This is a genomic window from Peribacillus sp. NPDC096540 (genome assembly GCF_050278525.1).
Lineage (GTDB): Bacteria > Bacillota > Bacilli > Bacillales > DSM-1321 > Peribacillus.
In genome coordinates this window covers 1-11,651 of the sequence record NZ_JBNNTG010000014.1, presented here as the reverse complement: position 1 = coordinate 11,651, position 11,651 = coordinate 1, and the positions used below count along the sequence as shown (strand labels likewise).

Here is an 11,651-nt window from a genome sequence, read left to right as displayed (position 1 = left end):
ACAGGAAAACTCTGTGCCTACTTTTGTTATATATAAACATGTTTTGCATGACTAAATTAATTTAAGATTTGTAATTTAACGTTTTTAACGCCCCAATTCATAGCGTCCTTCTCATTAGGAATAAAGATGTCTACTTTATTTCCTTTTATGGCACTGCCTGTATCAGCCGCTGTTGCGTAGCCATAACCCTCCACATAAACTTTTGATCCAAGTGGGATAACTGATGGGTCTACAGATATAACTTTTGCACCCGGATTTGCTTTTAAGTCGATTCCAGTAGCTGTAGTGCCGCTACAACCTTGACAATTAGCAGTGTATGCAGTCGCTCTTACAGTAATCTCTTTTTCTATGCCTGATTGATTTGTAGATTCACTTTTAGATACTATTTTTTCTTTTTCTGCTTTTTCAGCAGGTGCTGCTGGTTTTGCTTGCTCAGCTGGTGCTGCTGGTTTTGCTTGCTCAGCTGGTGCTGCTGGTTTTGCTTGCCCAGCCGGTACTGCTGGCTTTGCTTGCTCAGCTGGCGCTGCTTGTACAGAATTCTGTTCAGGTTTTACGCTCGCTGCCTCATTTTTGTTTGTCGCAGGTTTAATAACTAGTTCCTGTTTCGGATGGATTGTATCTGAATTTAAACCGTTCCAAGATTTAAGGTCATTTACTGATACATGATATTTGACTGCAATTTCCCATAACGTGTCCCCGGACTTGACCGTATAATGCTTTTCTTGAGAAATATGTAATGTTTCTCCTGAATAAATCGTGTCTGAAGACAAATGGTTCCAATCCTTAATATCTTCTATTGATACTTTATATGTTTGAGATATCCCCCATAATGTGTCTCCATCTTTCACATTGACATCTTCTGCTTGTACCGGAATGGTGAATGCACCGGATATTGCAGCCGCTGCCGCTAACGATAAGATTGATTTTTTCATATGTTGTTACCTCCTTGTGAGCTTCTTCATAAGCTAATGTTTTCAATATTACCATAGTTATTTTCTATACAAAGAACAAACAGATAAAGAATAGATGACAAACATCACAGTAAGATAACGAGATGATAACAAGTGCTTCGAATATTAAATAAATATAGAAGCCTTTTCAACTGATTATCCTACCCTTTTGGGTCATATTTTTTTTATCCAGGCATAATTATTAAAGGGAATATCTTTAAAAAGGAGGTATTTTCTTTGACAAGAGAAAAGACTTTTACCCTAATCAAGTCCTATAAACCATTTCATAGCAAATTCGACCCCTGTCCACCTATTGGAAGAAAGTATTACAGGACACCTCCCCAATTGTATATAAATTTCCAACCGCCTAATCTAGAACAATTCACACCAGAAGAAGCCTTGAGATACGGAACACTTTGGAAATTCTTTTACGATTTTTATGATAATCCTTATCGCGAAAGGGAGACTTAAATGAATAGGAAACTGGATGATGAATATTATCAGCTGCTTGAGCAAATACAGGCTGCCGATTTCGTACTTGTCGAGCTGACCCACTATTTGGACACCCATCCTAATGACCAAGAGGCTCTTCAGCAATTCAATCAATTCCATCAATACTCCAAACAATTGAAGGCAGTATTTGAGCCTAAATATGGACCATTACTGGGATTCGGAAATAGTCCTGGAGGGGAAAATAAATGGGAATGGGGCCAAGGCCCTTGGCCCTGGCAGGTATAAGGAGAGATATCTATGTGGGTTTATGAAAAGAAGCTGCAATACCCAGTGAGGGTTAGCAACTGTAACCCAAGACTGGCAAAATATTTAATAGAACAATATGGGGGTGCTGATGGTGAGTTGGCTGCCGCACTCCGATACTTAAATCAACGCTATACAATACCCGATAAAGTCATCGGATTACTTACGGATATCGGAACTGAAGAATTCGCACACCTGGAAATGATTGCCACCATGGTTTATAAGCTTACTAAGGACGCCACACCACAGCAGATGGTTGCAGCAGGTCTTGGCGAACATTATGCGAATCGTGATGGTGCCCTTTTCTATCAAAATGCAGCAGGCGATCCATGGACAGCCACATACATCCAAGCTAAGGGCGATCCTATTGCTGATTTATATGAAGATATTGCCGCTGAAGAGAAAGCTCGTGCAACCTATCAATGGTTGATTGACATCTCAGATGACCCGGATATCAATGATTCACTAAGATTTTTAAGGGAAAGAGAGATTGTACATTCCATGAGGTTCAGAGAAGCTGTAGAAATCCTAAAAGAGGACAAAGGGAAAAAAAAGTTTTTTTAATAAAATTCAAATAGAAAAGGCAACGGAAAAGCTTCCGCTGCCTTTTTGTCATTTACGGTCTGAAGAATAGGTCCATCCATCTTCCTGATAAATCTTCTCTTCTTTCATTAGTTTCCCCAGAGCACGTTTGAATGCTCCCTTACTTAATCCGAAGTGAAACTGGATATCATCAGGTGGAGTCTTATCGCCATAAGGCATCGCACCGCCACGATTCATTAAATAATTGAAGATGACATCAGCATCTTCCCCCATTAAATCTTGCTTAAAGGGAAATAAAGAAACATTGAGGGTGCCATCTTCTTTACTGTCAATGACACGCCCTTCAACTAATTCTCCTAGGCGGGGCTCCTGCTTCCGCTCACTTTCATGAATAAAGCAGCGATACCCTTCTTGTGAAACAAAGAAAGAACCAACCATTAGCAAACGATAGACATTCCCTTTCACGGTCGTGTTACGGACTCCTTTTAAAGGAGCTTTAACAGCAATCTCCTGGATTACATCTTCTGTTGCAAGTTTACCGAACAAGCGTTCATTACGATCGGTTTTTAGGGAAACATATAAACGATCACCAACTTCAGGCCATAAATGGTCAATGTTTGGAAGATCATCCAGTGATACAAGAATATCTTTGGAAAGGCCGATGTTAACAAAGACCCCAAGTTTCTTTTTCACATTAACTACTTCTGCCCAGCCATACTGATCGATCTGAATTTCAGGAATTTTCATTGTTGCTGTCAACCTGGCTTGTTTATCATGATAGATAAATACCGTTACTTCATCACCAATATCAAGCTCCGTTTCTTCATTCATTTCATTATGATGAAGTAAGACATCTTCCGAACCATCAGTCAAGAACCAACCGAAATCTGCCTTACGCTCTACTTCTAACTCTACAGCCAAACCGGCCTGAATTTTTTGCATGTATAAAAATCCTCCTGTAACTTACCTTTACCTACAATTGTACCCAATTATTTATTTTTCCAACATATTTGAATTTATCATTTTTTTGTTGTTATGTATACCTATTACGTTTTTTTATTTTTTTGCTCCTTGTCAACTTCCATGGATGTTTGAGGAATTAAAATTAAAATTTAAACTCTTTTTCCATGGCTACAAAGGATGCCTACTAACTTTTGTAAATTGACTGGGTTTGTATAGTTTAGCTAGTGTTCCGATATACCTTTTAAGTCGTAATAAACTTTGATTCGCCCAACTCTAACATCAGAAAGTTTCCAAATAAGCTATTTTTGTATTTTTCCATATTAACTAAATTCACTTTATTACTTACATAAATGGACATTAGAATCAACTTAATCCAGAGCGTGATTTTCACTGATCGGATCCGTGACCTACAAACCATTAAAACCTTTGCCAATCTCACAAACCTTGCTTTTTCATAAAAATGACTTGCGATGTTATAATTTAATGACCAACTGAAAGGAAAAGGAATTATTAATGACTAGAAAATTGTATTACACATCATCCAAGACATCTCAATGGGATACAAAAATCCAGCAGATTTTTGAAGAAAATGGCTTTTATTACATCACTCTTGATGAAACTGCTTTTTATCCAGAAGGGGGTGGTCAACCTTCCGATACAGGCAGTATAGAAGGAATCACTGTCCTTAACGTTACAAAAAGCGAGGATGGAAATATCCTTCACAAACTTGAATGCAGGCCAGGTTCTGAATTTGTTCATTGTGAACTCAATTGGGAACGCCGCTTCGATCATATGCAACAGCATAGCGGTCAGCATCTACTCTCGGCTGTCTGCCGGGAACTGTTTGATGCGAATACTGTCAGTTTTCATCTTGGAACGGAAAATATAACTATTGATATTTTCGCGCCCCAATGGACCGAGGAACATACGATAGCTGCTGAAAAGCAGGTTAATCAATATATCTATGAGAATCGCAAGTTTCTCACATATTTTGTGACAAATGAACAATTACAGGCACTCCCTGTCGTCAAAATGCCAAAAGTGTCAGAGAATATCCGTATTGTTGAAATAGAAGGGATTGAGTATAATCCTTGTGGTGGAACGCATGTAGAACAAACCGGGGAGATTGGCCTAATTAAAATCCTCAAAACAGAGAAACAGAAAGAAAATACGCGTCTCTATTTCAAATGCGGATTGAGGGCACTGAACGATTTTTCTGATAGTCTTAATGTTCTTTCAGCTTTATCGTCTAAATTTAATACCGGACGCGAAGAAATAATCAACAGGGTGGAAAAGCTAGAAGATGACTACAAACAACTAGCATCGACAAATGAAAAGCTCAAACTTGAACATGCAAAGTTCCTTGCTGATTCCCTGCTTGCAGATAATGGCGATGGGTTCATATCTTATATTTTCGAAGAAAGCTCATTGAAAGAACTCCAATTTCTTTCAGCTAACATGGTTCAAAAAGAAAAAGTGCTCGTTTTATTTGCATCACGTAAGGAACAAAAAATCCTGCTCGCGCACAATGGGTCCTACTCCATTCATTGCGGACAATATTTTAAAGATACACTCAGCTCGTATAATGGTAAAGGCGGGGGTAATGAGAAGTCTGCGCAAGCGGGGTTTGCTTCACAAAATGATTTAATGGCTTTTTACGAATTCACAGCTAAACAATTTCGCTCAAAATTTGGCCATAATGAATAAAAAGCTTTTGTGGTTAAAAAAAGCATTATAGTGGATTCAGATTATTTTCACTTGAAGTTATAATACCGAAAATAAAGGAGAGAGGACAAATAATGCCCTCTCTTTTCACCCCTTATTCTTCTATCTTTAGATGCTCTAACCCACGTTCTTCAATATGAAGGTGATATTTTTCTTCGAGTTCCATAATTCGTTTTAACGCTTCCTCTTGAGTATACTCTCGAAGGTTCGATTCCTTTGCAAACTCTTTTCTTGCCATGTGATACGCAAGCTTGTCCCTAAATACCCCTTCTTCATATTCATCTATAACTTCATGAATTTCATTTTCCAATTCATGACTTAAATCATAAATTTCATATTCCTTCACAAAGTGGATTCCTTCCATGTCAAAATCTTTTGCATAGGAATTCAGGTATTGCTCTAAGTCACTAAACTCTTTATTATTTTCAATATCGGAAGCAACCCAATATCCATACTGAACCATTTTGAACAATGTTTCATATTGTTTTTTCGTAAAATTAATTTTCATTGTTTACTCCTTTTAAGGTCATCTCTACAACAAAAAGAATAAACCGAATTGGAACAAAAGTCCAATACGGTTAATAATCAATCCAATATTTCAGTTACCGAAAAATAAGCTACTTTTTCAGTATCTACAACATAATGACAATCGCCTTTAACTAAATTATAATAGCGGTGTTTTTGAATATTTGAAATCATTTGAGTTGAGTCATCGCCTTCTACCTCATGCTCTATTTCTTTGCCCCCCGGAAAATAAAAACCGACTTTCAATTTCATCTTTCTCATCCTTCCCTTCATCTGGTTGAATCACTCTATTATTTCTTATCCTTTTTAGTGTAGTTATAAACATAAATTAAATGCTTATTCACTTTTTACATGATATTCTAGTAAAAATAACAAAATAAGAAGGTGATTTTAATGAAAATAAGAAAGGCTACAGAAAAAGATGTAACCGGTATAGCCTATGTACATATAAACAGTTGGCAATCGACGTATAAAGGAATCCTGCCGGATCAATATTTGGCTTCTTTGAATCTAGAAACAAGAAAAAAAAATTGGCTAAGAAATTTAAAGATGCTGCATAATACCACCTATGTTGCTGAAAATGACGAAGGACTAATTATTGGTTTTGTAGCTGGCGGTCCCGAACAAACTAATGACCCCCGTATTCAAGGGGAAGTATATGCTATCTATTTATTAAAAGAGTATCAACGACAAGGAATTGGTCGAAAAATGATTAAAACGGTGGTTGATGAACTCATGAATAAGGAACATAAAAATTTAATTATCTGGGCTTTAAAAGATAATCCTTCATGCGGTTTTTACAAAACTCTCGGTGGTCATGTCATCGCTGAAAAAACTGTTAATATGGCCGGAATTGAGTTAATCGAAGTCGGTTATGGATGGGAAGACATTCACGATATTCTTCTGCATTTGTAAGAAAATCAAGGCAATAGGAGGTAGATTAAATTCAAAATCCCCCTCCTATCATTTCCTCAGAAGGAAATCCTCTTTTTCACTTCCAAAAAAATAAAGCCGGTGTAATGGTCTTGTCATTGTTACATACAGTAGCTTAATATCGAGTTCATTCTTCCGACAATAAATTTCCTCCAGGGAGATCGCAAAGACTACATCGAATTCTAGACCCTTCGCTTGATATGAGGGTACAATTAACGTTTTATCTTTCGGAATAATTCCAGCTTCATCTATTAAATGGAAGCCATTATGACATCTACTTAATGTCTCGTTTGCTAGATTACAATCTTTCATCGTCTTGGCTATAACGGCAAATGTTTTGAAACCCTCTCCTTTTAATTCTTCGATAAGTTTAATCAACTCTTCTCCCCATTCATCCTTATCGATGGAAATGAATTCTGGTTCTGTCCCATGGCGGACGACAGGCTCAACTTCTGGGAAATCATATGGTAACAATTGAAGAATTTGATTAGCCTGTTTCATTATTTCAACAGTCGTTCTATAGCTTTTTTGTAGTTCAGTGTATGTCGCCCTCGGAAAAATACGACGATGGACCTCTTCCCATGTTTGAAGTCCCCGGTATGAGTGGATGCCTTGAGCAAGATCACCTACAAGAGTGAACATATCAGTATCTGCTGCTGTTTTCAGCGCCTGCAACTGCATGAAGCTATAGTCCTGAGCTTCATCTATAACGACATTTTTTGCTTTGTTGTCTTTATCCACACCAAAAAGTAGCTCCTGTAAATATAATAATGCACCCAAGTCCTCTAATTCATAACTTTTTTCATGAATTAACTTTTGATTATAATTACATAAAGCACATGCATCTTCACGACTTAGTTTACCGTTACTGTACGAGGCCAGTTGCTCAGGATCTTGGTACAATTCCTGATAGTATTGAAGAAGATTTTTATTTTTGAATTGCTTAAAATAGCCTTTTACAGAGGAACGGATTGCTTTTTTAATCTGTCCGATCCGTTCCTCCTTTTTATCGAGACATTTTGTTACAAATTCCTTGCGTATTACTGGATCAATATTCTTATAGAGGGCCTTTTCAATTTTGACGTCATAAAAATCCGTTACTCGTTCAAGCATTTTTTTCTTTTTCAGTTTCACTTCATTTTGTAAAATGGACTTGAGCTTGTCGAGTCTGCTGTATAATGGTAAATACCAATAATCCTCTTCCAGTAGCCTAATGAACTTCTTTGCAGAATAAAGGCGATACTTGTCACAATAAAAATCTTCTTCCGGATGAAAACTCCTGAAAATATCCTTCACATATTCGTCCAAGATTAATTTAAATAATGGTGAACCCTTAAATCCAGATATCCAGATCGCCGCTTTTGTTTCTTCATCATCCTTTTCCAACAAACTTGTTAGTTTATTATCAGCTACTATCTTCAGTTGCTTTCCGATTGCTACTTGAACATACTCGGTGAATGTGAATTGTTTTACTTTTTCAACACCTAATTCCGGCAATGCTTCTGAAATATAATCAATGAATACCCGGCTCGGGGCAAGAATCATCAACTGGCGTGGGTCAAACAAGTCTTTATAATGGTATATAAAATAAGAAATCCTATGTAAGGCAATTGTTGTTTTACCACTGCCCGCAGCCCCTTGAACAATGATTGGTTTATTTAAATCAGCACGAATGATTTTATTTTGTTCTTCCTGTATTGTGGTAATGATATCGGTTAAACGATTGCTCGAACTTTTAGAAAGGGACTCCTGCAATAATTCATCCGTTGTTGTTAAATCTATATCCCTGACCTCTTCTAGCTCACCATCTTCTATCATTAACTGCCTCTTTAAAGTGATGTTCCCGCTAAATGTCTCCCCTTCTGCTTCATATTCAATTTCACCAATCCGACCCTCGTAATAAAGATTAGCTATTGGAGATCTCCAATCGACGATAATCTGTTCCTGGCTTTCCCTCTGATAAAGGGAAGTTTTTCCGAAATAAAGTACTTCACCCAGATCACCATCATTTCGTTCGAAATCAACTCTTGCAAAATAAGGCTTTTTGCTTGCCATGCGTAAGCTTTCCAGTTCAGATTTAGACATTTCAAAAAAGTTGGCAGTCGTCAACAACTGAGAATATAAGCCCGACTCCGACCAATCCGCATCACCAAAAGCCTCCTGCATATTCCGCTGAAATTGATCTTTGCTGGTTTCTGATGTTTTGATGACTACATCTATATACCGCTTAGTGAAATCCAACCGCTGACGTTCTTGTTCAAAATCAGGATGTCTTACCAAAAGAACCATCCTCCTTCCTACTTTTTATTGATTAAACTGGAGAAAAAATACCGATACAACGATGAAATGGACATTCATATTATCAGAAAATCCAATGGTTGACAAATCCCCTAACTTAATAAAAATTCAGGGATATTAGCTTATTATTTGAAGAGTAAACTATATATACCAGTTTAAATCTTTCCTTACTTCTCTTCAAACCGCTTTCATGACGGCACAAAATTCCCCATTATTAGCAAGAAGACGAACTTAAATTTCACACTATTTAGGAGCAGCCATTCCTACTGTATTACTTGCAGGAGATGTAGAAACGACAAAATTTCGCCGTTAGATATAAAGGTATTTTCTGATGTACAGTTAAGTCGTTCTTTAACAAGATTGAAAAGAATATGTGGATTGACAGGTGCTTTTTTTTTCAAAGAATCGATTATGGTTTAATCTATTAAAAAAGCACCCGTTTATTCGGATGCCTACATACTAAATTCTCACCTCAAACTCACCCATCTAGGTTAATAACCTTTTTTGTGAACTATAAGATTAATAGAAACGTTTTTTTAAAATTGTTAGAATTCCCATTTAGATTTACATTTAAGTTCGGTTTTACATTTGTGTTGGAATTTACTATGTATTTTAGGAAACCAAAACGTATTTTTTTCATCCTAACAACCTCCTTTATACTGTGTATGATTAATTTGTGGTAGCTTAACGTCTAATTTCTCAGCGATTTTATTAATCTGCAGTTTAGTTAAACGCGCTATAGCAATCTATTTGCGTGGAAGGAATAAACATATTAGAAATGATTAATTATTAATCTCATTTTAATTAACTTATAATGCATAATTCGGACAGCATCCAACCTCATAACGACATCAAATATCTCTTCCACTACTACATAATAAAATAAAAAGCCCCTACGAGTTTCCCATGTGGATTGAATTGTGTGTGAATGACGAAAAATATATATGTACGTCAAAAATATTTGGTGAAATTTTCAAGTTATATCCTAAAACATAAAAGCTCGTTAAATTTTTGCCCCTAACCGTTTGTTTTTGCTAATCTAACTTTAATTTTCCTCTGAAATAAGATACAATCTAACGGACGGCAAAGTTTTAAAAATATACAAGTGTAAACTTCTGCTCATGTTATTCAGTGTCTTTAAAAAATAAAAAGTTGCTAAAAACGTTGATGCAAACGTAGTTTTGGAGGAATGTAAATAAATGATTACTGTAAATAATGTTGGTTTACGCTATGGCGATCGTAAACTGTTTGAAGATGTTAATATAAAATTCACGCCTGGTAACTGCTATGGACTAATTGGGGCAAATGGTGCCGGTAAATCCACGTTCTTAAAAATTCTTTCCGGTGAAATTGAAGCACAATCCGGTGATGTTCATATGGGGCCTGGCGAACGCCTAGCCGTTTTAAAACAAGATCACTTCGCTTATGAAGAAGAAGAGGTTCTTAAAGTAGTTATTATGGGGCATGAAAGATTATATGAAGTCATGCAAGAAAAAGATGCAATCTATATGAAAGAAAACTTCACTGATGAAGACGGAATGAAAGCAGCCGAACTTGAAGGTGAATTTGCCGAATTAAACGGTTGGGAAGCTGAACCTGAAGCTTCGATCCTTTTGAAAGGTCTTGGTATTACAGAGGACCTTCACACTAAGAAAATGGCTGAGTTAAACGGTGGCGACAAAGTTAAAGTATTGCTTGCTCAAGCACTATTCGGAAAACCAGACGTTCTTTTACTCGATGAGCCTACCAACCACTTAGATTTAAAAGCAATTAAATGGCTGGAAGAGTTCTTAATCAACTTTGAAAACACAGTTATCGTAGTTTCCCATGATCGTTACTTCCTTAACAAAGTATGTACGCATATCGCGGATCTTGATTTCGGTAAAATCAAAGTTTATATTGGTAACTATGACTTCTGGTATGAATCAAGCCAGCTTGCTCTTAAATTAACACAAGATGCCAATAAGAAAAAAGAAGAAAAAATCAAAGAACTTCAAAATTTCATCGCCCGGTTCAGTGCAAATGCATCTAAATCGAGTCAGGCAACTTCCCGTAAGAAATTATTGGATAAAATTAGCTTAGATGATATTCAACCTTCTTCCCGCCGCTATCCATACGTTGGCTTTACACCGGAGCGTGAAATCGGAAACGACCTGCTTCGTGTAGATGGAATTACAAAAACAATCGATGGTATTAAAATATTGGAAAACGTCAGCTTCACGATGAATAAAGGTGACAAAATTGCTTTTGTCGGCAAAGATGAAATTGCAAAAACCACCATGTTCAAGATCTTAGCAGGTGAAATAGAGCCGGATAGCGGATCTTTCAAATGGGGTGTTACGACTTCTCAGGCATACTTCCCTAAAGATAACGCTGAATTCTTTGATGGTGTTGATTTAACACTTGTCGATTGGCTGCGTCAATATTCTCCTAATGATCAGAGTGAAAGCTTCCTTCGCGGATTCCTGGGCAGAATGTTATTCTCTGGTGATGAAGTTACGAAAAAGGCAAGTGTTCTTTCAGGGGGCGAAAAAGTCCGCTGTATGCTTTCTAAAATGATGCTAAGCGGTTCAAACGTTCTAATGCTTGACGAACCGACTAACCATCTTGACTTAGAGTCAATTACGGCATTGAATAATGGATTAATCAGCTTTAAAGGGTCTATGATTTTCTCTTCTCATGATCATCAATTTATTCAAACGGTAGCAAACCGAATTATTGAACTTACACCAAAAGGTACTATCGATAAGCAAATTAGTTACGATGAGTATCTTGAAAATACTCAATTGCAAAAACAAGTTGCTGAAATGTACAAATAATGGATTAATGAAAACAGCACATCCTTTTATAATGGATGTGCTGTTCAGTTTGTAGACAAAAGGGGTTCGGAATTAAAACATTCCGAACCCCTTTTGAAATTTCCTTTGAATTTTGCTCAATATTAAGGAATTGGGTCTC

General features: G+C 36.8%; 11 protein-coding genes. 6 read left to right on the top strand and 5 right to left on the bottom strand.

All coding sequences use genetic code 11. The features are described from left to right. Window positions 1-56: 56 nt before the first annotated feature. The gene (locus tag ACQKMR_RS13685) at window positions 57-932 is read right to left on the bottom strand and encodes a LysM peptidoglycan-binding domain-containing protein (RefSeq protein ID WP_427697787.1); all 876 of its coding nucleotides are present in this window, start codon (window positions 930-932) and stop codon (window positions 57-59) included. A 255-nt stretch (window positions 933-1,187) separates the two neighbouring features. On the opposite strand from ACQKMR_RS13685, the gene ACQKMR_RS13680 reads away from it, so the two are divergent. Genes ACQKMR_RS13680 through ACQKMR_RS13670 form a run of 3 tightly spaced genes read left to right on the top strand, consistent with a single transcriptional unit; the run spans window position 1,188 to window position 2,270 of the window. Continuing rightward, window positions 1,188-1,421: a spore coat associated protein CotJA gene (locus ACQKMR_RS13680; RefSeq protein WP_427697786.1), complete on the top strand. Its 234-nt coding sequence runs from the start codon at window positions 1,188-1,190 to the stop codon at window positions 1,419-1,421. Further along, a complete protein-coding gene (locus tag ACQKMR_RS13675) occupies window positions 1,422-1,688 on the top strand; it encodes a spore coat protein CotJB (RefSeq protein WP_427697785.1) in 267 nt (88 codons plus the stop codon). Between the two features lie 12 nt (window positions 1,689-1,700). Beyond that, on the top strand, window positions 1,701-2,270 hold the full coding sequence (locus tag ACQKMR_RS13670) for a manganese catalase family protein (RefSeq protein ID WP_427697784.1): 570 nt from the start codon (window positions 1,701-1,703) through the stop codon (window positions 2,268-2,270). Window positions 2,271-2,318: 48 nt separating this feature from the next. Here ACQKMR_RS13670 and ACQKMR_RS13665 read toward each other — a convergent pair whose 3' ends face one another. Further along, window positions 2,319-3,191, bottom strand: a complete 873-nt coding sequence (locus ACQKMR_RS13665; protein ID WP_427697783.1) for a CvfB family protein — start codon at window positions 3,189-3,191, stop codon at window positions 2,319-2,321. 534 nt (window positions 3,192-3,725) lie between these two features. Here ACQKMR_RS13665 and ACQKMR_RS13660 point away from each other — a divergent pair. Then, window positions 3,726-4,919 (top strand): alanyl-tRNA editing protein, encoded by a 1,194-nt coding sequence (locus ACQKMR_RS13660; RefSeq protein ID WP_427697782.1) that lies wholly within the window; start codon window positions 3,726-3,728, stop codon window positions 4,917-4,919. Window positions 4,920-5,031: 112 nt separating this feature from the next. Here the strand turns inward: ACQKMR_RS13660 and ACQKMR_RS13655 are convergent, their stop codons facing one another. After that, a complete protein-coding gene (locus ACQKMR_RS13655; RefSeq protein ID WP_427697781.1) occupies window positions 5,032-5,445 on the bottom strand; it encodes a hypothetical protein in 414 nt (137 codons plus the stop codon). Window positions 5,446-5,522: 77 nt separating this feature from the next. Then, window positions 5,523-5,714 (bottom strand): hypothetical protein, encoded by a 192-nt coding sequence (locus ACQKMR_RS13650; RefSeq protein ID WP_427697780.1) that lies wholly within the window; start codon window positions 5,712-5,714, stop codon window positions 5,523-5,525. A 141-nt stretch (window positions 5,715-5,855) separates the two neighbouring features. Here ACQKMR_RS13650 and ACQKMR_RS13645 point away from each other — a divergent pair, with 141 nt between their 5' ends. Next, complete coding sequence (locus tag ACQKMR_RS13645; protein WP_427697779.1) at window positions 5,856-6,377, top strand: N-acetyltransferase family protein; 522 nt, start codon at window positions 5,856-5,858, stop codon at window positions 6,375-6,377. A 48-nt stretch (window positions 6,378-6,425) separates the two neighbouring features. On the opposite strand, the gene ACQKMR_RS13640 is transcribed toward ACQKMR_RS13645, so the two are convergent. Then, window positions 6,426-8,684: a HelD family protein gene (locus ACQKMR_RS13640; RefSeq protein ID WP_427697778.1), complete on the bottom strand. Its 2,259-nt coding sequence runs from the start codon at window positions 8,682-8,684 to the stop codon at window positions 6,426-6,428. Between the two features lie 1,208 nt (window positions 8,685-9,892). Here ACQKMR_RS13640 and ACQKMR_RS13635 point away from each other — a divergent pair. After that, window positions 9,893-11,512, top strand: a complete 1,620-nt coding sequence (locus ACQKMR_RS13635) for an ABC-F family ATP-binding cassette domain-containing protein (protein WP_427697777.1) — start codon at window positions 9,893-9,895, stop codon at window positions 11,510-11,512. Window positions 11,513-11,651: the final 139 nt, after the last annotated feature.